This is a genomic window from Myxococcus sp. MISCRS1, from assembly GCF_026626605.1.
GTDB classification, from domain to species: domain Bacteria; phylum Myxococcota; class Myxococcia; order Myxococcales; family Myxococcaceae; genus Myxococcus; species Myxococcus fulvus.
In genome coordinates, this window is the sequence record NZ_JAPNKB010000001.1 from 4,736,755 (window position 1) to 4,760,448 (window position 23,694).

General features: G+C 70.1%; 22 protein-coding genes. 14 read left to right on the forward strand and 8 right to left on the reverse strand.

What is annotated here, in order from left to right; all coding sequences use genetic code 11:
- Positions 1-180: 180 nt before the first annotated feature.
- Both OWM54_RS18475 and OWM54_RS18480 read right to left on the reverse strand, forming a co-directional pair.
- A complete protein-coding gene (locus tag OWM54_RS18475; RefSeq protein ID WP_141331305.1) occupies positions 181-618 on the reverse strand; it encodes a response regulator in 438 nt (145 codons plus the stop codon).
- A 438-nt stretch (positions 619-1,056) separates the two neighbouring features.
- Positions 1,057-1,767 (reverse strand): TetR/AcrR family transcriptional regulator, encoded by a 711-nt coding sequence (locus OWM54_RS18480; RefSeq protein WP_223749783.1) that lies wholly within the window; start codon positions 1,765-1,767, stop codon positions 1,057-1,059.
- A 107-nt stretch (positions 1,768-1,874) separates the two neighbouring features.
- On the opposite strand from OWM54_RS18480, the gene trhA reads away from it, so the two are divergent.
- On the forward strand, positions 1,875-2,531 hold the full coding sequence (gene trhA / locus OWM54_RS18485; RefSeq protein WP_223749782.1) for a PAQR family membrane homeostasis protein TrhA: 657 nt from the start codon (positions 1,875-1,877) through the stop codon (positions 2,529-2,531).
- Between the two features lie 49 nt (positions 2,532-2,580).
- Here the strand turns inward: trhA and OWM54_RS18490 are convergent, their stop codons facing one another.
- The 3 genes from OWM54_RS18490 to OWM54_RS18500 all read right to left on the reverse strand — a co-directional run bounded on the left by OWM54_RS18490 (position 2,581) and on the right by OWM54_RS18500 (position 5,678).
- On the reverse strand, positions 2,581-2,922 hold the full coding sequence (locus OWM54_RS18490; RefSeq protein WP_046710649.1) for an HPF/RaiA family ribosome-associated protein: 342 nt from the start codon (positions 2,920-2,922) through the stop codon (positions 2,581-2,583).
- Between the two features lie 173 nt (positions 2,923-3,095).
- Entirely contained in the window at positions 3,096-4,097 is a 1,002-nt protein-coding gene (locus tag OWM54_RS18495) for a zinc-dependent alcohol dehydrogenase family protein (protein WP_267698353.1), read from the reverse strand.
- Positions 4,098-4,190: 93 nt separating this feature from the next.
- Complete coding sequence (locus OWM54_RS18500; RefSeq protein WP_223749780.1) at positions 4,191-5,678, reverse strand: LA_2272 family surface repeat-containing protein; 1,488 nt, start codon at positions 5,676-5,678, stop codon at positions 4,191-4,193.
- A gap of 151 nt (positions 5,679-5,829) precedes the next feature.
- Here OWM54_RS18500 and OWM54_RS18505 point away from each other — a divergent pair, with 151 nt between their 5' ends.
- Complete coding sequence (locus OWM54_RS18505; protein WP_267698354.1) at positions 5,830-6,762, forward strand: aldo/keto reductase; 933 nt, start codon at positions 5,830-5,832, stop codon at positions 6,760-6,762.
- A gap of 1 nt (position 6,763) precedes the next feature.
- Here OWM54_RS18505 and OWM54_RS18510 read toward each other — a convergent pair whose 3' ends face one another.
- Positions 6,764-7,258: a hypothetical protein gene (locus OWM54_RS18510; RefSeq protein ID WP_267698355.1), complete on the reverse strand. Its 495-nt coding sequence runs from the start codon at positions 7,256-7,258 to the stop codon at positions 6,764-6,766.
- Between the two features lie 161 nt (positions 7,259-7,419).
- Here OWM54_RS18510 and OWM54_RS18515 point away from each other — a divergent pair, with 161 nt between their 5' ends.
- From OWM54_RS18515 to OWM54_RS18555, 9 genes are all read left to right on the forward strand, one after another.
- On the forward strand, positions 7,420-7,944 hold the full coding sequence (locus OWM54_RS18515; RefSeq protein WP_223749778.1) for a pyridoxamine 5'-phosphate oxidase family protein: 525 nt from the start codon (positions 7,420-7,422) through the stop codon (positions 7,942-7,944).
- 443 nt (positions 7,945-8,387) lie between these two features.
- A complete protein-coding gene (locus tag OWM54_RS18520) occupies positions 8,388-9,722 on the forward strand; it encodes an inositol-3-phosphate synthase (protein WP_141333149.1) in 1,335 nt (444 codons plus the stop codon).
- Positions 9,700-10,626 (forward strand): phosphatase PAP2 family protein, encoded by a 927-nt coding sequence (locus OWM54_RS18525; RefSeq protein ID WP_223749777.1) that lies wholly within the window; start codon positions 9,700-9,702, stop codon positions 10,624-10,626. The genes OWM54_RS18520 and OWM54_RS18525 overlap by 23 nt, the downstream gene beginning before the upstream one ends.
- Positions 10,619-11,863 carry a GtrA family protein gene (locus tag OWM54_RS18530; RefSeq protein ID WP_223749776.1) on the forward strand — a complete coding sequence of 415 codons (1,245 nt, stop codon included), beginning with the start codon at positions 10,619-10,621 and terminating at the stop codon, positions 11,861-11,863. Before OWM54_RS18525 ends, OWM54_RS18530 begins: the two co-directional genes overlap by 8 nt.
- Positions 11,853-12,845, forward strand: a complete 993-nt coding sequence (locus OWM54_RS18535; protein ID WP_223782268.1) for a hypothetical protein — start codon at positions 11,853-11,855, stop codon at positions 12,843-12,845. Before OWM54_RS18530 ends, OWM54_RS18535 begins: the two co-directional genes overlap by 11 nt.
- Positions 12,842-13,423, forward strand: coding sequence for a protein-tyrosine phosphatase family protein (locus OWM54_RS18540; RefSeq protein ID WP_267698356.1), 582 nt, complete (start codon positions 12,842-12,844; stop codon positions 13,421-13,423). Before OWM54_RS18535 ends, OWM54_RS18540 begins: the two co-directional genes overlap by 4 nt.
- 186 nt (positions 13,424-13,609) lie before the next feature.
- Positions 13,610-14,791 carry a cytochrome P450 gene (locus OWM54_RS18545; RefSeq protein ID WP_267698357.1) on the forward strand — a complete coding sequence of 394 codons (1,182 nt, stop codon included), beginning with the start codon at positions 13,610-13,612 and terminating at the stop codon, positions 14,789-14,791.
- Positions 14,792-15,076: 285 nt separating this feature from the next.
- A complete protein-coding gene (locus tag OWM54_RS18550) occupies positions 15,077-15,487 on the forward strand; it encodes a hypothetical protein (RefSeq protein WP_267698358.1) in 411 nt (136 codons plus the stop codon).
- 75 nt (positions 15,488-15,562) lie between these two features.
- Positions 15,563-16,336, forward strand: coding sequence for a hypothetical protein (locus tag OWM54_RS18555; RefSeq protein ID WP_223749771.1), 774 nt, complete (start codon positions 15,563-15,565; stop codon positions 16,334-16,336).
- 3 nt (positions 16,337-16,339) lie between these two features.
- On the opposite strand, the gene OWM54_RS18560 is transcribed toward OWM54_RS18555, so the two are convergent.
- Positions 16,340-16,603 (reverse strand): hypothetical protein, encoded by a 264-nt coding sequence (locus tag OWM54_RS18560; RefSeq protein WP_223749770.1) that lies wholly within the window; start codon positions 16,601-16,603, stop codon positions 16,340-16,342.
- A 17-nt stretch (positions 16,604-16,620) separates the two neighbouring features.
- A complete protein-coding gene (locus tag OWM54_RS18565) occupies positions 16,621-19,089 on the reverse strand; it encodes an efflux RND transporter permease subunit (RefSeq protein WP_267698359.1) in 2,469 nt (822 codons plus the stop codon).
- Positions 19,090-19,538: 449 nt separating this feature from the next.
- Here OWM54_RS18565 and OWM54_RS18570 point away from each other — a divergent pair, with 449 nt between their 5' ends.
- From OWM54_RS18570 to OWM54_RS18580, 3 genes are all read left to right on the forward strand, one after another.
- A complete protein-coding gene (locus OWM54_RS18570; RefSeq protein WP_267698360.1) occupies positions 19,539-22,022 on the forward strand; it encodes an efflux RND transporter permease subunit in 2,484 nt (827 codons plus the stop codon).
- A gap of 74 nt (positions 22,023-22,096) precedes the next feature.
- Positions 22,097-22,516, forward strand: coding sequence for an Erp protein (locus OWM54_RS18575; protein WP_223749767.1), 420 nt, complete (start codon positions 22,097-22,099; stop codon positions 22,514-22,516).
- Positions 22,517-22,651: 135 nt separating this feature from the next.
- Positions 22,652-23,365: an MOSC domain-containing protein gene (locus OWM54_RS18580; RefSeq protein ID WP_223749766.1), complete on the forward strand. Its 714-nt coding sequence runs from the start codon at positions 22,652-22,654 to the stop codon at positions 23,363-23,365.
- Positions 23,366-23,694: the final 329 nt, after the last annotated feature.

Here is a 23,694-nt window from a genome sequence, read left to right on the forward strand (position 1 = left end):
CTGGAAGCAGCGGCCCTGGGAACACACGGCGCCGTGCGTCGTGCGCCAGGGTGGTGGCGGACTCGTGGGGAACGGCCCGGGGTGAGGGGATGTCGGCACGAGGGCGCGAGGTCCGGCTGCGAGCGCCGTGTGTCGAGGGGGCCTCGTCGTGAGCTTCCCCCGGCGGACCGGAGGGAGGGCTCATCGAGGCCCCCACTTGTGTTCGGCCAGGCCGAGCGAGAGCTGGCTCATCTCCCGCTTGAGGCGAGCGGACTCGGCGGCGCGGCGGATCATCCCGATGAGGTCCGAGGGCTGATAGGGCTTGAGCACCAGATAGAAGAGGCCCTGCGTGTCCAGCCTGTCTCGCCAGTCGAGGTACTCGCGCGAGCCCGTCACGAGCACCCCGGCGAGGAAGGGGTCCCGGATGACCGACTGGCGCAACAACTGGATGCCGCTGGGCCCGGGCATGTGGAGGTCCGTGCAGAGGACGTCGAACGGATGACGCGCGAGCAGCCGGCGCGCGGCGAACGCGTCGCGCGCGGTCTGGACGTCGAAGTCCTCGGAGAGCACGGCGGCGGTGGTGGCGAGGACGGGCGCCTCGTCATCCACCACCAGGACCTGGAGCCGCGGAGCATTCATGGCGGGCAGACGCCGAGGATAACGAGCGGTCCACGCGCGCGTCCGCGGATGCGCAGGACTGTTCGCCACCCACTGGCCCCCTGCACACGAGCGCTAGATGGCGAGCACCCACACCCGCGCGGGGGAGGCGACAGGCGTCATCCGGCGGACGTCCCGCACACGGCGGCAAGCGCCTCGGCGCTCCGCGGGAACGCACCCTGCGGGCCAGCGCCGCGGCGTCGAACGCGCGTCGGGCAGGCGACCTCGCGCGCTCCGTCCCAAGCGATGGAAGGGTCGAGCTCGCGCTGCCCGCGCCACATCGTCGAACGCGCGCGTCGGGCAGGCGACCTCGCGCGCTCCATCCCAAGCGATGGAGGAGGCGATCTCGCGTTGCCAGCCATCTCCCTGGCGACTCGCGGGCGAGGCGTCGCGCCGTCTCGCCCCGGAGGCGCCCGCTCCTCAACGCCCCGGGGACTTCGCGCGCGGAGCACTTCGCGCGGCCTTCGCCTTCGCGGGCTTGCCGTCCACCCCCTCCTCGCGCGCGGGCAGCGACGGGGCCTTGGGCAGGTGCCGCAGCCCCATCCAGCCGAGCGCCGCCACGTGACGGGCCACGCTCTCGGTGGAGAACGACTTCCCCTCGGCGGCCCACCAGTGCCCCACCTGCGTCACCATCCCGACGAGCGCGTTGGCGTAGATGGGCGCGACCTTCGATGGATACCCGGCGCGCTCGAACTCGCTGCGGAACACATCCCCCACGCGGTGGGCCAGGTCGTCGATGACGCGCGTCAGGCCGCGCCGCGCCGTCGCCAGGGGGGAATCCCGCGTCAACACCGCGAAGCCCGCGGGCTCGTCCTTCACGTAGGCCATGAACGCGAGCACCGCGCCCTCGAAGCGCCGGCGCGGCGAGCCGTCCGTGATGCTCGACGACACGCGCGCCACCAGGTCGTCCATCTCCCGCTCCATGATGGCCGCGTAGAGCCCCTCCTTCGCGCCGAAGTGCTCGTAGACGATGGGCTTGGACACGCCCGCCCGCTGCGCGACCTCCTCGATGGAGGTGGGCTCATAGCCCTTCGCCGCGAAGACCTCCCGGCCAATCTCCATCAGCTGGACCCGGCGCTCGGCGCCCGTGAGCCGCTGCTTCTTCTTCACGTTGACCTCGAACCTACTCACCAGTAACTTACCCGACCGGAACCTACCCGACGGTAGGGACGCACCAAGAGGATCGCCATCATGAATGCTTCCGTCTGGATGGGTAGCGCTTCCGGCGGGGTGGCGCCATGACCGCGGCGGTGCTCGCCGGGGAGAAGCCGAAGCTGCGCGGCGTGCTGCACCAGTGGGCGGCGGCGTTCGCGGTGGGCGCGGGAATCGTCCTGGTGGCCATGGCGCCCACGTGGCGCACGGCCGTGGCCTCCGGCGCGTACGCGGTGAGCCTGGTCTCCCTGTTCACCATCAGCGCGACGTACCACCGGGTGAACTGGTCGCCGCGCGGGCGCACCTGGATGCGCCGGGCGGACCACGCCGCCATCTTCCTGCTCATCGCGGGCACGTACACGCCGGTGATGCTGCTGGGCCTGCCGCCCGAGGTGGGCAACCGCCTGATGCCGTGGCTCTACACGGGCGCGTTCCTGGGCATCCTCCAGTCGATGTTCTGGGTGAACGCGCCCAAGTGGGTGACGGCGGCGCTGGCCGTCGGCGTCGGGTGGACGATGATGCCGTACTTCGGCGACGTCTTCCGCGCGGTGGGGCTCGGCGCCACGCTGCTCATCCTCGCCGGCGGCCTAGCGTACACGCTGGGCGCGCTCGCGTATGCCCTCAAGCGCCCCAACCCCCTGCCTGGCGTCTTCGGCTACCACGAGGTGTTCCACGCGCTGACGCTCGTCGCCGCGGCCCTGCACTTCGTGGTGGTGCTGGGCATGGTGCGCGCGGCGGCATGAGCCCCCGGAGAGGGCCCCTCACGCGGACCCTCTCCGACCCACACCGCGCTCAACCGTGGCGGTGATGCGCGTGCAGCGCTCCGGTGTAGTGCTGGAGCTGTCGGCGCACGGCCTCGAACGCGTCCGTCACGGCCTGGTACGGGTCCTCGTGCGCGGCATGCTCGTCGGGGTCCCTGGCGGCGACCAGGTCCTTGCCGGGCACATGCAGGTCCACACGCACCCGGAAGTGGTTTCCCTGGTGCTTGTGTCGATGCGGCTCATCCACCACCACATGGCATCCGACGATGCCGTCGAAGAACTGCTCCAGCTTCTCCGCGTGGTCGCGGATGTGCTCGTTCAGTGCCTCGCTCGTCGCCATGCCCCGGTAGGTGATCTGCAACGCTCGCTTCATCGTCGACCTCGGGTGCTGTCCCCGCTCGTGCGGGGCTCGGGTTGCACCCCTTCTCATTGCATCCCCCCTGCCAGCACCAACCCCGCGGAATGTCAGGGGTTCGCGCGGCACGGGCCGCAGGCTTTGCGGAGGAATGGGACAGCGCGCAGAGCCTGCGGGGCGGATGGCCCCACCTACCCGCGAACCTCCAGCACGGCCGCGCCGTGGACCCGTCCCTCGCGCAGCGCGAGGAGCGCCTCGTTCGCCGCCGCCAGGGGGAACACCTGCACCCGCGTGTGCACCGGCACGCGGGGGGCCAGCGACAGGAACTCCACCGCGTCCGCCCGCGTCAGGTTGGCCACCGAGCGCACCACGCGCTCCTCCCAGAGCCACGCATAGGGGAACGTGGGGATGTCGCTCATGTGGATGCCGCCGCACACCACCACGCCGCCCTTGTCCACGGCGCGCAGCGCGGCCGGCACCAGGCTCCCCGAGGGCGCGAAGAGGATGGCCGCGTCCAGCGGCTCGGGGGGAATGACCTCCGAGCCTCCCGCCCACTCGGCCCCCAGCTCCCGGGCGAAGGCCTGCCCCGCCTCGTCACCCGGACGCGTGAAGGCGAACACCCGCCGCCCCTGGTGACGCGCCACCTGGATGAGCAGGTGCGCCGCGGCGCCAAAGCCATACATCCCCAGCCGCGCGCCCGCGCCCGCCATCCGCAGGCTCCGATAGCCGATGAGCCCCGCGCACATCAGCGGCGCCGCGTGCACGTCATCGAGCCCTGGCGGCAGCGGGAAGCAGAACGCGTGATGCGCCAGCGTGTACTCCGCGTAGCCGCCATCCATCTGGTAGCCGGTGAAGCGGGCGAAGTCGCAGAGGTTCTCGCGCCCGGAGACGCAGAAGCGGCACTGGCCACACGTCCAGCCGAGCCAGGGGACCCCCACGCGCGTGCCCGGCTCCAGCCCCAGCACCTCGGAGCCCACCTCCACCACGCTCGCCACGATTTCGTGGCCGGGAACCACCGGCAGCTTGGGGCGGGGCAGCTCACCGTCCACCAGGTGCAGGTCCGTGCGACACACCGCGCAGGCCCTCACGCGCAACAGCACCTCCTGCGGCCCCGGCTGGGGGATGGGCCAGCGCTCCTCGCGCAGCGGCTGTCCCGGCGCGTGCAGCGCCATCACGCGCATGGTGCCTTCCATGGGCCCGCCCCCCGGACTGCCCACCCCAGGTGAGCGCGTCCGAGGGGAACATGGGGCGGGCCCTCCACGTCGGGAAGCACCCGCCCCTCCCGCTCAAATCTGCACGCCCGCGAGGATGCCCGGCCAGGTGCGCACGATGGTGCGCCCGCTGTCGGAGACCTCCCGCCACTCCGGACCGATGCCCAGGTCCTTCCACGGGTCGCTCCCGTTCCAGGTGACGAGCGTGTTGGCGCTGACGCCGCCGAACACCGCGAAGCGCTTGGACAGCTGCCAGCCCGCCATCACCCGCAGCTGCCCGAGCACGTGGTTCGTGTCGTCGTCGAAGTCGAACAGCCGGTTCGCGTGCACGCTGGAGCCGAGCAGGTCCACGTCGAAGAAGAACCGCCCCGCGGGGATGTGCCCGCCCACGCCCGCGCCCAGCGTGTAGCGCCGCCGCTCTCCGCCCATCGGCGGGTTCAGGCCCACGGTGAACAGCGTGTACAGGTGACGTCCGCCCAGCTTCACGCCCACGTTGGTCAGCGCCACGTCGCTGGCCCACACCTGCACGTGCGCCTGGCCGTTGCCGACGAAGCTCAACAGGCCCACCGACTCGCCCTCCGTCTCACCCGCGAAGTTGAGCAGCCCCACCTGCGCGCCGTCCATGTGGCGCGCCACGTTCACCAGGCCCACCTGCGCGCCGTCCACGTCGCCGCCCACGTTGATGATGGACACCTGCGCGCCGGCCAGCCTGCTCGCGTAGCTGACGCCCGACGACATCTGCAGGCCCGTCAGCTCCGAGGCCACGTTGACGCCCGCCGCCATCTGCACGCCGCGAGACACGCCGCGCGCCACGTTCGCGCCCACCGCCATCTGCAAGCCATTGAGCGTGCCCCCCGCCAGGTTGCCGCCCACCGAGAGCTGCGCGCCCACCACGTTGGCGCCCGCCACGTTGGCGCCCACGCCCAGCTGCGCGCCGTCCAGCGCCTGCGTCGCCACGTTGGCGCCCACCGTGAGCTGCGTGCCCTTCATCGTGCCGCGCACGATGTTCGCGCCCACGCCGGCGAGCAGCCCCTCCGTGTCCGCCCCCACCACGTTGCCCCCCACCGTCAGCAGCGTGCCGCTGACCGGTCCGCCCGACACGTTGACGCCCACCGAGGCGAGCACGCCGCTCGCGCCATGCGTCACCCAGTTGCCGCCCAAGGCCAGCCCCATCACCCGCACCCGCTTGGCGTGCGTGGCGAGCAGGCCGATGGACACGTCGTGCACCTGGTTCTTCTGGCTGAAGCCCGACGTGCTCAGCCCCGGGACGACGGTGAAGCTGAAGGGCACGTGGACCTCCGCCTCCTGCGAAGCCTCCGAGGCGGCCTTGGCCTCCACCTCCGTGGGCGCGTCAGCAACCGGCGCCGAGCTCCCCGCCACCGTCGTCGCCTCCACCAGCGGAGGCGGGGCCATCACCCGCTCCGCGCCAGGCCCCTCCACCAACCCCTCCCCTCCCGCCGAGGCCACGGGCGCCTGGTCGCCCGCCTTCGCCTCCTCGGCCCCCGCGGCCATCGCCACCATTGCCGCCATGACGCCCGCACACACCGAGACCTTGCGCTTCATCGCTGGACCTTCCTGAGTTGTTTCCCAGAGGGGCTCGGCCCACCTTCACGCGGGCACACGAGCCACGGTTGCTTCGCGGGAGGCTGTGACGCCCCCCTCGCGCAACGGAACACCGGTCCCACGAAATACTGTCACCCGTTAGAGTCCCGCCATGTCCCAGCCCCCCTCCCCACCCTCGCGTCGGGACGTGCTCGTCGCGGGACTCAGCGCCGCGCTGCTGTCCCCGCTCACCCACGCCGCCCAGCCTGTCCCCAAGCCCACCATGCTCACCCGCCCCATCCCCAAGTCCGGCGAGGCGCTGCCCGTCATCGGCCTCGGCACCTGGCAGACCTTCGACGTGGGCGCCTCCCCCGCCGAGCGCGCCCCCTTGAAGGACGTGCTGCAACGCTTCCTCGACTCGGGCGCGCGCCTCATCGACTCGTCCCCCATGTACGGCCGCGCCGAGCGCGTGGTGGGCGACGTGCTCGCCCAGCTGCCGGACGCACCCAAGCCCTTCCTCGCGACCAAGGTGTGGACCACCGGCAAGGAGGCGGGGCTCGAGCAGCTGGAGACGTCCGTGCGCGACATGGGGCGCGGACGCATGGACCTGCTCCAGGTCCACAACCTCGTCGACTGGCGCACCCACCTGCCCGTGCTGCGCGAGTGGAAGGCGAAGGGGCGCGTGCGCTACGTGGGCATCACCCACTACCAGAAGAGCGCCTTCCCGGAGCTGGAGCGCCTGTTGAAGGAGGAGACGCTGGACTTCATCCAGCTGCCCTACTCGCTCACGGACCGCGAGGCGGAGAAGCGGCTCTTGCCCGCCGCCGCCGCGAATGGCGTGGCGGTGCTCGTCATGCAGCCCTTCGCCACCGGCGACCTGTTCAGCCGCGTGAAGGGCCGCGCGCTGCCGGAGTGGGCCCAGGAGTTCGACTGCGACAGCTGGGCGCAGTTCTTCCTGAAGTTCATCCTCGGCCACCCCGCGGTGAACTGCCCGCTGCCCGCCACGAGCAATCCCAGACACGTGGCCGACAACGTGCGCGCGGGCTTCGGACGCATGCCCGACGCGAAGACACGCGAGCGCATGACCCGCGTGCTGGACACTTGAGCTACAGCTCCGGGTCCGGCGTGTACTGCACCTCACCGGTGGCGGCGAGCACCACGCCGGTGCCCGGCTCGCCCGCGTCGTCATCGCGGCCGACCTCCAGCACCTCGTCCTTCGAGTCCCACTGCCCCAGGTAGTACGAGCCGCCGGCCACCATGCACGCGCGGCCGTCCGACACCACCGTCTCCACCACCTCCTGCTTGTCGCTGGTCGCGCGCAGGAGCGTCCACGGCTTGCCGTCCTCGCGGAACTCGCGGACCATCTCCTCCAGCTCCGCGTCGCTCGGCGTGCCCTTGTCCAGGGTCTGCTTCTCCCACCGACGCCCGTCCTTCGCCGGCTGCCGCTCCTTCCACGCCCGCCCCAGCTCCAGGAGCTTCTCCTCCGCCGCGTCCTGCAGCCCGTGCATCTCCTCGGGCAGCTCGATCTCCTCCAGCGCCAGCAGCGCCGTCTCAATCTGCAGCGCCTTGAGGCACCACTCGTTCCACGCGGTCTTCAGCATCGTCGCACTCGCTTTCCATCCCCGGACACGGCAACCACCCCGCCACCGTGAGGGCTCTCCACGCCCACTACCACACCGCCCGCCTGCCCTGGCGCCATCCAGCCGGCCCCACCCGCCCCGGCCTCCGGACACTGCCTAGTTTTCAAGGTCAGGAGGCAGCCATGAGCAAGAAGCAGGAGCAGGGCACGCGAGGCGCCGTCGAACACCTGGGGCAGCTCATCCACGGCATCAAGGTCGCCATGATGACCACGGTGGATGCCGACGGGAGCCTGCACAGCCGTCCCATGTGGACCCAGGACCATGACTTCGACGGAGAGCTCTGGTTCTTCACCCGCGAGCACTCGCACAAGGTGGACGAGGTGGAGCAGGACCACCACGTCAACGTCTCCTTCTCCGACCCCGCGCGCGAGCGCTACGTCTCCGTCAGCGGCCGCTGCCGGCTGGTGAAGGACCCACGCAAAGTTCGCGAGCTGTGGAGCCCCGCGCTCAAGGCCTGGTTCCCCGACGGCATGGATGATCCCGAGCTCGCGCTCCTGTGCGTGCGCGTCGAGCGCGCCGAGTACTGGGACACCCCCTCCAGCCGCATGGTGCAGCTGGTCGGCATGGTGAAGGCCGCGCTCACGGGCAAGAGCTACGCCCCGGGCGACCACCAGTCCCTGGTGCTGGGCGACCCGCGCTCCCATTGACACTTGGGGTTGCGCCACGGCGACATGGGCGCCATGACAGGCCCGCAGCCGACTGTTGGCTCGCGGGCCGTCCCACACCCCTCGAAGGCTTCCCCCACCCCTCGACACTCACCCTGTCAGTTCACCCCGGGTCCTAGCGACCCCGGACCTACCCTCCACGCCCATGGAAGGTCAGGTAGGTGTCATTTTTCTCACGACGTGGTGTTTCTCTGACAGGCGCGTTCGCGGCGGCTTGTACCTGGGCCTGCGCTGATCCATCAGTCCGCGCCACACCGTGGTAACCAGCCTGCCCCACATCACGTTGAAGTCACGAACGCTTTAGCGTATCAACCATCCGCATCCGAGATTTTCCGCAAACCCCACGGCATCCAGTCGGTGCGCAGCGGCAAGTCCGAGAAGACTCACCACAGGGCGGCCCCCCGCCCCCCTTAAGGAACCCCACGATGGAGAACAAGAAGTCGGTCACGAAGCCCGAGGGCAGGCTGGCGGTGCTGGTGCCCGGGCTGGGCGCGGTGTCCACGACGCTGATGGCGGGCGTGGAGCTGGCGCGGCAGGGCAAGGGCGCGCCCATCGGCTCGTTGACGCAGATGGGCACGGCGCGACTGGGCAAGCGCACGGACGGACGGACCGTGAAGCTGGGCGAGCTGGTGCCGCTGGCGGGCCTGGGTGACGTGGTCTTCGGCGCGTGGGACATCATCAGCGAGGACGCGTACCAGGTGGCGGTGCGCTCCGGCGTGCTGCACGACAAGCACCTGGAGCAGGTCAAGCCGTTCCTGCAGGGCATCAAGCCGAAGAAGGGCGTGCACGACCCCGAGTTCGTCCGCCGCATCGAGGCCAACCACACCAAGTCCACCAAGACGCATCGCGAGAGCGTCGAGGCGCTGCGCCAGGACATCCGGGACTTCATCAAGGAGCTCGGCGCCACCCGCGCGGTGATGGTGGTGTGCAGCAGCGTGGAGACCTTCCGTCCGCTGCCCGAGGCGTTCAAGACGCTGGCCGCCTTCGAGAAGGCGCTCGACGAGAACAGCCCGGACATCAACCCCACCGCGCTCTACACCTACGCGGCCATCAAGGAGGGCGTGCCCTTCGCCAACGCCACGCCCAACGCCAGCGTGGACACGCCGGCGCTGCAGGAGCTGGCGAAGCAGGCGGGCGTCCCCATCGCGGGCCGCGACCTCAAGAGCGGCCAGACGATGATGAAGACGGTCATCGCCCCCGCGCTCAAGGCCCGCATGCTCGGCCTCGAGGGCTGGTTCTCCACCAACATCCTCGGCAACCGCGACGGCGAGGTGCTCGACGACCCCGCGGCCTTCAAGGCCAAGGAAGTGACGAAGTCGAGCGTGCTGGACACCATCCTGCAGCCGGAGCTCTACCCCGAGCTGTACAGCAAGTACTCGCACAAGGTGTCCATCCACTACTACCCGCCCCGCGGCGACGCGAAGGAGGGTTGGGACAACATCGACATCATCGGGTGGCTCGGCTATCCGATGCAGATCAAGGTCAACTTCCTCTGCCGCGACTCCATCCTGGCGGCGCCGCTCGTGCTGGACATCGCGCTGTTCCTGGACCTGGCCAAGCGGCTGGAGTGGCGGGGCATCCAGGAGTGGATGTCCTTCTACTTCAAGAGCCCCATGGCGCAGCCGGGCCTGCCCGTCGAGCACGACCTGTTCATCCAGCTCACCAAGCTGAAGAACACGCTGCGCGTCGTGGCCGGTGAGGAGCCCATCACCCACCTCGGACTCGACTACTACGGGGATGACCTCCCGCTCGCTCGCTAAGACTCCGGCGTTCATCTGGCTCGTCACCCTGTTGGCGATGGGCCATTTGATGCTGGTGACGGCCACCGGTCGGCTCCGGTGGGACCACGTCGCGGCGGACGCGGCGCTGTTGGGGGTGGCCTGGGCGGGCCCCCGCACGCGCCGCTTCCTCTTCGGTGGGTTCCCGCTGTGGCTGACCGGCATGCTGCTGGACAGCCAGGGGCTCTGGCTGTTCCTGCGCGGCCCCATCCATACAGGTGACTTGTGGGTGTGGGAGACGCAGTGGTTCCCCGCCCCCGGCGGTGTCAACTGGCCCCAGTGGTGGAGCACGCGCTCGAACGTCGTGCTGGACCTGCTGTGCGGCTTCGCCTACGCGGCCTACCTTTACGAAGTCTTCCTGATGGCCATCTTCTTCTTCGTGAAGAAGGACGCGCGCTTCGAGAAGCTGTGCTGGGCCTTCCTGGTGGTGAACGCCCTGGGCGTGGTCACCTACCTGCTCTATCCGGCCGCGCCGCCCTGGTACATCCTGGATTACGGCCCGGGTCCCGCCAACCTGGCCGCCCTGCCCAGCCCCGCGGGCACGGCGCGCTTCGATGCCCTGTTGGGCATCAACTACTTCGCCGGCTTCTACGCGCGCAATCCCAACGTGTTCGGAGCCATGCCCTCGCTGCACGCAGCCTACCCCTTCATGGTGATGCTGTTCGTGTGGAGGGATGGGTGGAAGTGGCGGGTGGGCACCGGGGCGTTCGCCCTGCTCGTCGCATTCTCCGCCATCTATCTGACGCACCACTATGTCCTGGACGTGCTCGCGGGCCTCGCCTTCGCGCTCGCGGCCTTCCTGGCGGTGGAGCTCGCGTTCTCTCGCAAGAGCGCGCCCATGACTGTTTCGATGCCGCTGACACCTGGAGGGGACACCCGTGCTTGAGAACCTGGTTGCCTGGTTGACCGGAAACCTGTCTCCGTCGGCCCGCATCTGGACCGCGCTGGGCCCCGCCATCCTCGCCTGTGTGTACTTCCTGGGCGGCCTGCTCATCTTCTGCATCCGCGTCGCCTTCAAGGGCGTGCCGCGCGACGAGGAGACGCTCAAGCGGGGCAATGCGGGCTTCGTGGGCTATTTCCTGCGCCACTACTTCTTCTGGGTCATCCAGCCGCTGTGGGCCGTCATCCTGCGCTCGGGGCTGCCGGCCAACGCGCTGTCGATGCTGTCGGGCCTGCTGGGCATCTCCTCGGGCGTGGCGGTGGCGGCGGGGCGCTTCGCGCTCGGTGGCTGGCTGTTCCTGGCGGCGGGCATCCTGGACGTGATGGACGGGAGAATCGCCCGCACGCGCAAGGAGGCCAACCCCGCGGGCGCGGCGCTGGACTCGGTGCTGGACCGGTACGTGGACTCGGCGATGTTGATGGGCCTGGCCTGGTACTACCGGGACACGTGGGTGCTCCTGCCCGCGCTGGGCGCGCTGCTCGGCTCGTCGCTGGTGCCGTACGTGCGCGCCAAGGGCGAGGGCCTGGGCGTCAACGTGCGCGACGGCGCGATGCAGCGGCTGGAGCGCGTGCTGTTCCTGGGCGCGGGCACGGCGCTGTCGCCCATCCTTGAGGCGGTGTTCTGGCCCGAGGAGAAGCACCCCATGCACTGGATGGCGGTGGTGGGCCTGGTCTTCGTCGCCATCATGAGCAACCTGACGGCCATCTCCCGGTTCAGGAACCTCGTGAAGGCGCTGGCGCCGAAGCGCCAGGAGGCGCGCTCGGAGAAGGCGATTGTGAGCCTGAACGCGGCGGCGGGCGCCATCGCGACGGTGGCGGACTTCGCGGTGGTGCTGGCGCTGGTGGAGTGGATGGGCCTGCTGCCCGCGTGGGCGACGGTGCTGGGCGCGCTGCTGGGCGCGGTGGTGAACTACTCCATCAACCGGGTGCTCACCTTCCGCAGCACGGCCGCGGTGGGCCGGCAGATGATGCGCTACGCGGTGGTGAGCGGGACGAGCGCGCTGCTCAACGCGGGCGGCGTGGCGCTGCTCACGTTGCATCCGCAGCTGGCGTACACGCTGGGCTGGTGGCTGGTGCGCGGCGTGGTGTACTTCGCGTGGAACCTGCCGCTGCAGCGCGACTACGTCTTCAACGACACGAACTCGTCGGACGCGCTCATGGAGCAGCGCCCCCATGCGGCGTGAGGGACGGTCCCAGGTCCTGGGACTCCTGCTGACGCTGCTGCTGCCCACCGTGGCGGCGGCGGGCGCGGCGCTGGAGCCCACGCTCTCCCCGAGCGACAACTACGGGGAGAGCTTCACCTTCATCGGGGACCTGGAGGACGGCACCTTCGTGCTGGTGCAGTTGCAGGTGACGAACATCGGCCCGGGCTCGCGCACGGGCATCTGCCGGGCGACGGTGCTCAAGCCGGGGCAGCGCGCGTGGACGCCGCAGAAGAAGGTGGGCGCGAAGGAGTGGAGCTATGACGCGGCCACCAGCACCTTTCGCGTGGGAGCGTGCTCGGCGCGCTCCGCGGACGGGGTGACGAAGGTGGAGGCGGGGCTGGAGGGCGGGCGGGTGGTGCTGGAGTACGCGGCGCAGGTGGAGCCGCGCTCGCCGGAGGGCTCCGAGGTGGAGGTGGGCAGCGCGCGCTACCGTCACGAGGTGACGCTGGCGTTCAGCCCGCTGAAGGCGACGGTGCAGCAGCCCAAGGGCGCGGCGGTGACGCTGTCGGGTGGCGGGTACGCGGACCACACGCGCTCGACGATTCCCCCGGGGAAGCTGGCGCGGCGGTGGGTGCGCTTCCGGGCGCTGCGCGACGGTGGCGAGCGGATGGTGCTGCTGGCGCGCGAGGGACAGGACGGTGAGTTCGGTCCGGTGTACTCGTGGACGGAGGGTGGCGCGCCGAACGCGATGGAGTCGTTCACGCTCAGCCGCGAGGGCGCGAAGGAGCGCAGCGTTTGGACGGTGGACGTGTTCGGCGGCGATGGCGCGAAGGCCATGGTGCTGAAGTCCACGTCGCTCCTGCAGCGCAGCGCGCCCGTGGAGGAGCTGGGCATGCTGGGTGGGCTCATCAAGCCGGTGGTGGGCTCGCCGGTGACGTACCTGCACCGGGCGGTGCTGGAGCGCTCGGGGAAGACGCCGGTGGCGGGGCTGATGGAAGTGACGCTCGAGGGTGATTTGTGAGCGTGTCGTTGTTGCGGGACGTGCATCACGTGCCGGGGGTTCGAGGCTGGGTGCGCAAGCAGGTGCTGCGCTCGGTGGCGCGCTGCGTGGAGTGGACCACGAAGCTGCCGGGCCAGGGCCTCAACGTGTCGCAGGTGAACGAGTGGCTGCACGTGGGCGGCTCGGTGTCGCCGTCTCGGTACGCGGAGCTCAAGGCGCGCGGAATCACGGCGGTGATTGATTTGCGCGCGGAGCGGGTGGACGACGCGAAGGCGCTGGCGGCGCTGGGCATCGAGCTGCTCAACCTGCCGGTGACGGACCGGTATCCGCCGACGGTGGAGCAGTTGGTGCAGGGCGTGGAGTGGGCGCTGCCCCGGCTGGAGAAGGGCGGGCACCTGTATGCGCACTGCGAGCACGGTGTCGGGCGTGGGCCGCTGATGGGATTGGCGGTGATGGTGGCGAAGGGCTGGGAGGCGCCGGATGCGTACCGCGCGCTGAGGAAGGCCCGGTGGCAGTGCACGTTGAATGACCGGCAGCTCGGCGGCCTCGCGGACTTCGTCACCGCGTGGGTGGCCCGTCGGTCCGGGCGCGCGGCGTAGCGGCGGCTCGTTGTCTGACGGATGGCGTGGGGTGTCTCGGACACTCGATGCCTGACGACGGTCGTGCCTTCCACGAGAGGACACTCGAGGGCGAGGGGTCTGCGCTTCGCGGAGGGGGGATTCCTACGCTGGAGGCATGGCGCGGCGGGGCGCTCGACGTGTCCCTCCGATGGGAGACCGCTCGACATGTTGGACCTGTTCACCGATGACACGCGTCGGAGTCCCTTCGCGCTGTACGCACGGTTGCGTGAGCGCTCGCCGCTGTTGCATGAGCCGCGAGCGGACCTGTGGTTCCTGTTCGACTACGACAGCGTGAAGCGGGCGCTGCAGGACCATGCGGTGTTCAGCTCCGTCGTCACCAGGCCGGGAGGGAGGACGCCGGACTGGCTGTTGTTCAAGGACCCGCCCCAGCACACAAAGCTGCGCGGCATCATCATGCAGGCCTTCACGCCGCGCTCCATCGCGAACCTGGAGCCGCATGTGCGGGAGCTGTCGCGTGGGTTGCTGGCGCCGCTGGTGGGGCGGGGGGAGATGGACGTGGTGGCGGAGTATTCGAGTCAGCTGCCGACGATGGTCATCGCGGAGATGATTGGGATTCCCGTGGAGGGCCGGGCCCGGCTCCTCGGGTGGCGGGACATCATGCTGAACCTCAGCCACACCATCTCCGAGGGAGAGGAGGCGGAGCGGGCGCGAGCGCGGTACGTGGCGATGCGCGACGAGATGCGGGCGTATCTCCCGGTCATCCTGGAGGAGCGGCGGAGGGCGCCGAAGGATGACCTGCTGACGCGGCTGGTGGAGGCGGAGGTGGATGGAGAGCGGCTGGACGAGCGGGAGTTCATCGCCTTCTTCGAGCTCTTGCTGGTGGCGGGGACGGAGTCGACGATGGACCTCATCGACAACGCGCTCCTGTGCTTGCTGGAGCATCCGGACCAGTTGGCGCGGCTGCGGGAGCGGCCGGAGCTGTTGGGCTCGGCCATCGAGGAGGTGCTGCGATTCCGTTCGCCGGTGCAGTCGATGTATCGGTCGACGAAGCGGGCGGTGGAGTTGAACGGACGGGTGATTCCGGCGGGGAAGTTCGTGTTGCCGATGATTGGCTCGGCGAACCGGGACCCGGGCCACTTCGAGGAGCCGGAGCGGTTCGACATCGGGAGGGAGCCGAATGCGCACCTTGCCTTCGGGCACGGCATCCACTTCTGCCTGGGCGCGGCGCTCTCGCGGATGGAGGCGAGGGTGGCGCTCACGGACCTGCTGGAGATGCTGGGCGACTTCAGGCTCGCGAGCGACGCGCCGTGGGAGCCCCGCGAGGCGTTCCACGTCCACGGCCCCAAGCGCCTGCCACTGCGCTTCGAGCCGGGTGCGCGGCGCTGAACAGGGCAGCCCGAGACGATCCGGAAGCGCTATGAAGGGCGAATGAGTGCTCGACCTGCCTGGCACCTGAGCCTGTGGTGTTACGTCCTGGTCTTGCTTCAGGCGGGCTGCGGAGCCACCACCGTCAATCTTCGTGACTGGGGGAGCATCCACGTCACGACGGACGAAGACACTGCGGGGGCATTCCTGCCCGACGAAGCAGCCGATGGCACAGGCCGGGCCGAATTCGAGCAGCCGGAAGCGTACTGCGCCTCACGAACCGATACTGCGTGCGAGAGCGCGGGTATGAGACCGCCGCTTCGGCGAGGGCCCGGAGCACGCCCGTGGCGACGCCCTCCTCTGCTCACCCCGACGCTGACACCGCAACAGAGTCAGCTCCAGGCGCATCGGCTGGCGAACCTTCAAGTCGTCCAGCAGGCACGACAGCTCTATGCCCAGCGGCTCAAGGAAGCCCAGGCCCGCTATCCGAATAGCGCCGGATTCCAGGAGCACCATCTGGTCCCGCTGTATCTGGGCGGCGCCAAATCAGGTGCGACCTACCGACTGCCGACCGCGTACCACAAAGCCATCACCCAGGCCTTTCGCGAGCGCTGGGCCTATGGTCAGGAGCGACCTGCTCCGGACAAGCTCCAGCTCCTCCTGGTCCAGGTCTACTCCCAGCATCCCATTCCCCAGCTCATCGGACTGCAGCCCTAGCTCATGCGCGAAACCATCGAGCTCCGTGTCGAGGAAGCCGAAGCATCGCGACTCTTCCGCGGTGATGAGGGTGTCGTGCTGCCGAGTGGCACGGTGCGCAAGCTGACACTCCCCACGGATGATGAGCGCATTCCACGCATCCGTGAACTCGACCGCGCCCTGCGACAGCAGGGCAAGTTGTTCTTCTCGGGCTGGCGCCTCCTGCGCCACTACACGCCCAAGGAGCTGAAGTCCGCCGAGTTGCTCGAGCTGCGCCTGGATGCGGTCTTCGAGCCCTCCGGTGAGGAGTGCGGCACTCACTACGACGAGTCCACCGCCTGCGCGCTCTGCGGAGCAGGCGCCAGACAGGTCACGGACCTGCACCTCGACCCGCGCCGGATTCCCCAGCGCGCGGACCTCGCGCGAACCCTCGCCCACGAGTGGGTCATCTCCGCTCGGCTCGCGGACCTCTGGCGAGCGCATGGAATCACAGGCGCGGACTTCCGCCCCATCCGGCGCGCAGGCCCGAAAGCCGAACCCGTGAAGGAGTGGCACCAGCTCGTCGTGACAGCCCATCCCCTGGACCTCCTGCCTGCGACTCGCACGGGCAATGACCCATTCGACCTCGACGAGGACAACGCGCAACGTTGCCCCAGGGGACACATCGTCGGCCTGAACATCCTCTCCGAGCTGTCCCTCCGACGCGGAGACCACGACGGCAGCGACCTGACCTGCACCCGTCAGCACGTGGGCATGCGTAGCGGAGTCCTGCGTCCTCACCCGCTCCTGCTCATGTCCCCGAAGCTGCACGCGCTCCTGGAGGAGCAGAAGGTGAAGCGCCTGGACATCCAGGTCGCCCACCTCGCGTAGCCACTACCAGCGCCGCTCCGGCTCCATCGCCGTGGGCCTGCGCTTGTCCGTGGGCGTCAGCGCATCCGCGGGCGAGCAGCGGCACACCTCACAGCCCCGGTCGCGGTCCATGGAACACTCCGTGCCCGTGATGCACGAGAGATTCCGCGACTCCTCACAGCGCGTGTCGCCCTTCTTCTCCTCACGCTGGCCCCCGTGGGAACACCCCACCAGGGCCACCGCCATCGACACCGCCGCGAACCACCCGAGCGCCTCGCCTCGCATCATCACGCTGCCCTCCTGAGCTACGCCCCCGGCGCCGGCTCCTCCGCCGTCGCGCCGTGCTTGCGCCGCCAGCGCTCCACCAGCAGCAACAGCGACGGGAACCCCAACAGCACAATCACCAGGTTCAACCCGAACCCCAGATTCGCCAGGTCACCAATCGAGTTCAACCCCGGGTGCTTCGCCAACACCAGCGCCACGAAGCCAATCGCGCTCGTCAGCAGGCCGCCGGTAATCGCCCGCCCCGTCTCCGCGTACACGGAGATGAAGTCCGCCCCCGGCTCACCCAACCGCTGCACCAGGTGCACGCCCGCGTCCACCGTGGTCCCCACCAGCACCGGCAGCACCATGATGTTCAGGTAGTTGAACTGCAAATCCAAGAGCGCCATCAGCCCCACCAGCCCCGCCACCGACAAGAGCGTGGGCACCATGCAGATGAGCGCCGTGCGCAGCTTCCCCAGCGTCAGCCACATCGCCGCCAGCACGCTCAACACCGCCGCCGCCAGGATGCGCGGCCCCTCGCGCGACACCATGTCCAGGATGTCCGCCAGGATGAGCGCCTCACCCGCCGCCGACACCTGACTGCCGTCCGGCATCTGCAGCCCGCGCACCTCCTTGGAGAAGCGCCGCGTCCCCTCACCGTCCGACAGGCTCACCCCGCCGCCCGCGTACACCAGCACCACGCCGCCCGTGCTCCCATCCAGGCTCTCGAACTGGTGACGCACGCTCGCCGGCAGCTCCGCCTGCGTGAAGGGCTTCGCCTTCGACATGTTCAACGCCCGCGCCAGCGCCACCCGCGTGTCCTCCGGCAGCCGCTCCGGGTCCAGCTTCTCCAGCCGCGTCCGGATGGCCTCCAGCACCGCCTGCTTCTCCGGCTGCTGCCGGGGCACCAGGTCCTCCAGCGCCCCCACGAAGTCGATGGTGGACTCCTTGCCCCGGGCCGCCTTGCGCGCCTCGAGCTGCCGCACCACCTCGCGCTCCATGTCCTGCGAGTCCGTCAGCACCACCACCGGCGTCTGCGAGTAGCCCAGGATGTTGTTCACCTTCTGGTCCAGCACCGCCGACGCCTGCTTGTAGTCCTCCAACGTGCGCGAGTCGTAGTTGAACGAGATGCGGTACGCCTGCGAGATGAGCACCACCACGCCCACCCCAATCACCACCGCCACCCCACGGTAGGAGCGCGGCAGCCAGCGCCCCAGGAGCGCCATGGGCCCCGCCCCCTCCTCCTGCGTGCGCGGCGCCCACCCGAAGCGCGACGCCATCCCCAGCAGCGCCGGCAGGATGAGCACGTACGCGAAGATGCTCACCAGCATGCCCACCGCCGCGATGATGCCGAACTCGCGAAACGCCCTGAACTCCGACATCGCCAGGCTCAGGAACGTCAGCGCCGCCACCAGCGCCGCGATGAGCGCGGAGAAGCCTGTGTGCCGGAAGGACTCCTGCACCGCCGCCTCGGAGGTCATCCCCTCCGAGCGCAACGTCCCGTATCTCCCCAGCAGATGGATGCCGTGCTCCACGCCCAGGCCGCCGAGCACCGCCGCCAGAAAGCCCGTCAGCAGATTCACCTGCCCGTACGCCAGGCCCACGAAGCCGTACGTCCACCCCAGGCCCGCCATCACCGGCACCATGGTGAGCACCACCGACAGCGCGCTGCGGAAGTGGAACACCAGGTAGACCACCAGCAACACCATGGCCAGCGTGGACGCCCGGGCCAGGTCGCTCACGATGACGCGCTGCTGGTCGATCTTCTTCTTGAAGGTCCCCGTCACCGCCGTCTTGAAGCCCGGCCCGTACTTCGACAGGTCCTGCGTCGCCAGGAACTCCTCCACCTGCGTGACGACCTTCTTCGAGTAGTTCAGGTCCGCGGCGCTGCCCTTGGGCTTCGCCATCAGCACCACCATCCGCTCCGTCGTGTCCAGGTAGTACAGGTCCCCCTGGCCCGACAGGCGCTGGTTGGCGCGGCCCGTGTACTTCTGCTCGATGTCGGAGAAGTCCACCGACGGCGCGGGCTCCTCGTCCAGCCGGACGAAGAGCGGGTTGGCCTGCTCCTTCTCCCACGCGATGCGCGCGTCGATGCGGCCCTGAATCGTCTTCAGGTCCTCCAGGTCGACGTAATACAGCGCGTGCTCGTTGAAGAACTCGCTGGGCCGCTGCGAGTTGACGTAGCGGATCTCCGACAGCTGCGCGAGCTTCGGCGACAGGTCATCCACGAAGCGCTTGAGCGCCTCGGGCTCCGCCCCCATCCCCACCACCACCACGTTGCCCTGGCCACCGAAGCGCTTGCGCATCTTCTCGATGTCCTGGACGCTCGGGAACGACTTGGGCAGCAGGCCCACGAAGTCCGCGCTGAGGGTCAGGTTCCTGGCGAAGTACGCGCCCAGGAGCGTCAGCACCACCGCCACCACCACCGCATGCATCGGACGCCGATGGCTTCGCGCGGCGAGTTGGCCCATCGCCCCCTCGAACCGCTCCGACCAACGCTTCTCACCCATGTTGCGACACCTGCTGTGTTGTTTTCGGGCCGACCCGCGGCCCACCTTGGGCATGCGCCAACCGGGGAGTCAACGCGTTTATGCCGTAAGCCGGAATGTAAGGCCCCGAATGACTTTCCCTCTGTAACAGGCCCCCACGTCCCCCGCTCGACTGTCCGCACGGCCGCCTGCGGGCTCGTGACGCCCACGGCCCTGCGTCGCGCATCTGGACCGCGCGCACCGGGCCCGAAGGCCTCCTGGAGGGCAGACGGCCGAGCGGCGCGGACTGCACACCCCGCGCCGCGTCCCCAGGTTCCCGCCCACATGGGGCCGCTCTCGCGGACACCCGAGGGAGGGGAAGCCGTGCCACCTTCCACGCCGTCGGACTTCTCCGGGGGTGGGAGGCTGGGACGCCCGCGCGACGGATGGACTCGGAGCCGACCACATCGACGCAGGGAGAGCGCCGTTGGATGCAGCGCGTGGAGCGGGGGCTCGGCGCCCTGGCCGCGCGCAGCCACCGGCGGCCGGTGCTCGCGCTGGGCCTGGCGGTGCTGCTCGCGGCGGTGGGAGGAGTGCTGTCGCTCAAGCTCCGCCTCAACGCCAACCTGGTGGACCTGCTTCCCCGCTCCTTCGAGAGCGTCCAAGATTTGGGGGAGCTGGAGTCGCGCTTCGGCGCGCTCGGCTGGGTGGCGGTGGTGGGCGAGGGAGGCGACGCCGAGTCGCTGCGCCGCTTCGCCGATGACCTGGCGCCCCAGTTGGAGAAGCTGCCGGGCATCCGCTTCGTGGAGAAGGAGCGCACGGGGGCCTTCTTCCGCGACAGGGCGCTCTACTTCCTGTCGGAGGAGGACCTGAAGGAGGTCCACCGTCGGCTCGAGGCGCGGCTGGCGTGGGAGCGGCAGCGGGCCAATCCGCTCTACGTGCCGCTGGTGGACGAGCCGGAGCCGTCGCTCGACTTCTCCGACCTGGAGGCGAAGTACGGCGGCGCGGCCGGACAGAAGCTGTCGGGCGCCAAGGACGACTACTACCTGGACGCCAAGGCCGGGCGCGTCGTCGTGCTGGCCAAGCCGGAGACCACGTCCGCGGACCTGGCCTACTCGCGGCGAATCGTCGACGAGGTGCGCGGGCTCATCGACGCGCAGGACCTGTCGAAGTACGGCCCCGGCTTCCGGGTGGACATCACCGGCACCTTCCAGAAGAAGCTGGACCAGCAGCAGCAGATTGTCCGCGACATCGCCGTGTCGTCCGCCGTGGCCACGGCGCTGATGCTGCTCTACCTGCTCTTCCACTTCCGGAGCCCCGTGGCGGTGGGGCTGGTGCTGACGCCGGTGGGCGCGGGGCTCGCGTGGACGTACGGGCTGGTCGCGCTCCTGTACGGCCAGGTGAATCTGTTGACGGGCTTCCTCGGCGCCATCCTCGGGGGCCTGGGCGTCGAGCACGGCATCCACCTGCTGGGCCGCTATCTCCAGCTGCGCACGCAGGGAGAGGACTCCGAGCGGGCCACGCGCGAGTCCTTCACGCACACGGGCGGCGCGGCGCTGGTGTCCGCGCTGGTGGCGGCGCTCACCTTCTTCGTGCTGGGCACGTCCCGCTTCCGGGCGTTCCGCGAGTTCGGCGTCATCGCCGGCATCGGCATGCTGGTGCTCGTCGCGGCGTACGTGCTGGTGCTGCCGGCGCTGCTGGGGCTGACGGCGCGCCTGGGCTGGCGGCCGCGACACGCGCGCGTCGCGCCGCGCGAGTCCTCGATGGGCCGGGTGCTGGTGCGCCACCGCGGGGCCATCACCGCCATCTCCGCGGTGGTGCTGGTGGGGCTCTTCTCCCAGGTGCCTCGGGTGCGCTTCGACTACGACTTCGGGACGCTCGAGGACCAGGACCTGCCGTCGTTCGTCCTGGACCGACAGGTCAACGACATCATCGGCTACTCACAGACGCCCGTGGTGGTGCTCACGCGGGACGAGCAGGAGGAGCACGCGATGGCGTCCGCGCTCGCCCGGCGTCAGCGGGAGCGGGGCAAGGACTCCACCATCGACTTCGTCGCCTCGCTGTCCTCGCTGGTGCCCCGGGACCAGCCGAGAAAGCAGGTGGTGCTGCGCGACATCCACGCGCTGCTCGAGAACGTCCCGGAGGAGCGGCTGTCCGCGGAGCAGCGCGTGCAGGTGGCGCAGCTGCGTCGGCAGACCCAGGCGCCGCCCTTCACGCTCGCGGACCTGCCGGCGAGCGTGCGGCAGCAGTTCACCGGACGCGAGGGGACGACGGGCGGCTTCGTGCTGGTGTACCCGGCGGTGAACCAGTCGGACGGCCAGGCCGTGCGAGCGCTGGCGCGCGAGGTTCGCGGCGTCACGCCCCCGGGAGGCGGACGCGTGGCCGCGGCGGGCGAGTCCATGGTGATGGCGGACATCCTGGACATGGTGACGCACGAGGCGCCGCTCATCCTCGGGGGCGCGACGCTGGCGGTGCTGCTCGCCATGTGGATGACCCTGGGAGGGCTGCGCATGGCGGTGCTGTGCCTGCTGCCCACGGTGGTCTCCTTGCTGGCCTTGATTGGCCTGATGCCGGTGGTGGGGTTGGAGTTCAACTATCTGAACATCCTCATCATCCCCGTGCTCATCGGGACCACGGTGGACGCGGGCGTGCATCTGCTGACACGGCTGGCGTCGCCGGGCAGCGACTTCGTGGCGGTGTACTCGGAGACGGGGCGTGCCATCGCGGGCGGCCTGCTGACGAGCGCCATGGGGTTCGGCGCGCTCTTCCTGGCCAGGCATCCAGGCCTGAACTCGGTGGGGGCACTGGCCAGTCTGGGATTCGCCACCAATCTACTGGTCATGCTGGTGGCGTTCCCCGCGCTGCTGTTGGTCCTGACGGCGCGGGGGCACCGCAAGCGGCGAGCGCGGTTGGACTCGGAGGTGAAGGAGAGGGCGGCGGCGGGGGGCACGGGGCCCGAGCACGCGACGCCTTGAGCTGAAGCAACACATACCCACGAACGGAGGCGGCAATGGTGAAGCACATGAGGCGGTGGATGTGGGCGGGTGCCATGGCGGGGACCCTGGCGCTGGGCACGGCTTGCAGCGCGACGGAAGCGCCGGTGATGGTGGCCCAGGCGGACCCCAGCACCACGACGAGTGAGCCCGCGACGGGCGGCTCGGGCACGACGACGACGACGCCCAGCCCCACCACGACGGACCCGATGACGCAGGACCCGACGCAGTCGACGCCGGGCACGGTGCCGAGCACGCCGGACACGAACCCGGGCAGCACCACGACGATGCCGGGTGACACCACGACGGCTCCGGGCAGCACGACCACGGCGCCCGGCAGCCTGCCCACGTTCGACGGCGACGCGGGCATGGGCGGCTCGGGCCCCACCACGGTGCCGGGCCCCGCGGACGACAACGCCTCCGGCACCTTCACGCCGCCCGCGGGTGGCTCGGTGCTGGACGGCGGCACGTACTGACGTCCGCTCGCGCCTGAGCGCGACCTGAGGGAGCGGAGGGCGACTCGCTGGAGACGTCCTCCGCTCCCGTCGCGTGGCCGAGGCACAGGCTCGACGCTGGACAGCCCCCCGCGCGCCTGCTTTGTCGCGAAGCCGATGCAGACCCAGACGCCCCGCATCCTCTCGCTCCACATCGGCATGCCCCGCGAGCTCGGCACGCCCGGCGCCGCCGACCCGATGGAGCGGCCGTGGACCAGCGGCATCCACAAGCAGCCCGTGACGGGGCCCGTGTGGCTCACCCGCACGGGGCTCACCGGTGACGGCCAGGCGGACCTGCGCGTGCACGGAGGCCCCGAGAAGGCCGTGCTCGCCTACGCCGCGTCACACCATGCCTTCTGGCGCGAGCAGCTCGGCCGCGAGGACCTGGGCCCGGGCGCCTTCGGCGAGAACTGGGTCGTCTCCGGCGGCGCGGAGGAGAGCGTCTGCATCGGCGACGTGCTGAAGGTCGGCACCGCCGTGGTGCAGGTGTCCCAGCCAAGACAGCCCTGCTGGAAGCCCGCGCGGCGCTGGCGCCACAAGGAGCTGGCGCTGCTGATCCAACGCACCGGCCGCACCGGCTGGTACTTCCGCGTCCTCCAGGAGGGCGAGGTCCGCGCGGGAGACGTGTTGGAGCTCGTGGAGCGTCCCCACCCCCGCTTCACCGTCACCTTCGCCAACCAGGCCATGCACGAGCAGCGGCCCGAGGACGCCGCGGCCCTGGCCGACTGTCTCCTGCTCACCCCCAGGTGGCGCGAGTCCCTGCACCGCCGCGCCCAGGGGAATCGGGGAGACGACGCCCCCCGGCTCACCGGCCCCAACAGCGACGGCTGAGCCGCGCGAAGCGGCGCTCGAAGGACCTCCGGAAACGCCCTGTCTCGACACCACCACGAGACGCGCGACGCCTGGGACAGGCGTCAATCACAAACACTCCACCCCGCACCTCGGGACGGTATCGAGACGGCGGCCGCCTCCCCGTGCGGGTGACAAATGACAGTCCCGCCCCGACAAGTCGTCCCCACGTCGGGCCCCCGCCGTCGTCAGGAGAGCAGGCAGCCGGAGGAGCGTTCCCTGCACACCGCGTTCCGGCTGCTCACGTTCCCGGCCAGCAGCAGCCAGCCACAACCACCGCAGCACTCCAGAACTTTCCAATGAGGGGAACC

What these genes read in the sequence shown, in the direction of transcription:
- OWM54_RS18475 (WP_141331305.1), bottom strand. Translation starts at nt 618, where the DNA reads ATGAATGCTCCGCGGCTCCAGGTCCTGGTGGTGGATGACGAGGCGCCC.
- trhA (WP_223749782.1), top strand. Translation starts at nt 1,875, where the DNA reads ATGACCGCGGCGGTGCTCGCCGGGGAGAAGCCGAAGCTGCGCGGCGTG.
- OWM54_RS18490 (WP_046710649.1), bottom strand. Translation starts at nt 2,922, where the DNA reads ATGAAGCGAGCGTTGCAGATCACCTACCGGGGCATGGCGACGAGCGAG.
- OWM54_RS18495 (WP_267698353.1), bottom strand. Translation starts at nt 4,097, where the DNA reads ATGGAAGGCACCATGCGCGTGATGGCGCTGCACGCGCCGGGACAGCCG.
- OWM54_RS18500 (WP_223749780.1), bottom strand. Translation starts at nt 5,678, where the DNA reads ATGAAGCGCAAGGTCTCGGTGTGTGCGGGCGTCATGGCGGCAATGGTG.
- OWM54_RS18505 (WP_267698354.1), top strand. Translation starts at nt 5,830, where the DNA reads ATGTCCCAGCCCCCCTCCCCACCCTCGCGTCGGGACGTGCTCGTCGCG.
- OWM54_RS18510 (WP_267698355.1), bottom strand. Translation starts at nt 7,258, where the DNA reads ATGCTGAAGACCGCGTGGAACGAGTGGTGCCTCAAGGCGCTGCAGATT.
- OWM54_RS18515 (WP_223749778.1), top strand. Translation starts at nt 7,420, where the DNA reads ATGAGCAAGAAGCAGGAGCAGGGCACGCGAGGCGCCGTCGAACACCTG.
- OWM54_RS18520 (WP_141333149.1), top strand. Translation starts at nt 8,388, where the DNA reads ATGGAGAACAAGAAGTCGGTCACGAAGCCCGAGGGCAGGCTGGCGGTG.
- OWM54_RS18525 (WP_223749777.1), top strand. Translation starts at nt 9,700, where the DNA reads ATGACCTCCCGCTCGCTCGCTAAGACTCCGGCGTTCATCTGGCTCGTC.
- OWM54_RS18535 (WP_223782268.1), top strand. Translation starts at nt 11,853, where the DNA reads ATGCGGCGTGAGGGACGGTCCCAGGTCCTGGGACTCCTGCTGACGCTG.
- OWM54_RS18545 (WP_267698357.1), top strand. Translation starts at nt 13,610, where the DNA reads ATGTTGGACCTGTTCACCGATGACACGCGTCGGAGTCCCTTCGCGCTG.
- OWM54_RS18550 (WP_267698358.1), top strand. Translation starts at nt 15,077, where the DNA reads ATGAGACCGCCGCTTCGGCGAGGGCCCGGAGCACGCCCGTGGCGACGC.
- OWM54_RS18560 (WP_223749770.1), bottom strand. Translation starts at nt 16,603, where the DNA reads ATGATGCGAGGCGAGGCGCTCGGGTGGTTCGCGGCGGTGTCGATGGCG.
- OWM54_RS18565 (WP_267698359.1), bottom strand. Translation starts at nt 19,089, where the DNA reads ATGGGTGAGAAGCGTTGGTCGGAGCGGTTCGAGGGGGCGATGGGCCAA.
- OWM54_RS18570 (WP_267698360.1), top strand. Translation starts at nt 19,539, where the DNA reads ATGCAGCGCGTGGAGCGGGGGCTCGGCGCCCTGGCCGCGCGCAGCCAC.
- OWM54_RS18575 (WP_223749767.1), top strand. Translation starts at nt 22,097, where the DNA reads ATGGCGGGGACCCTGGCGCTGGGCACGGCTTGCAGCGCGACGGAAGCG.
- OWM54_RS18580 (WP_223749766.1), top strand. Translation starts at nt 22,652, where the DNA reads ATGCAGACCCAGACGCCCCGCATCCTCTCGCTCCACATCGGCATGCCC.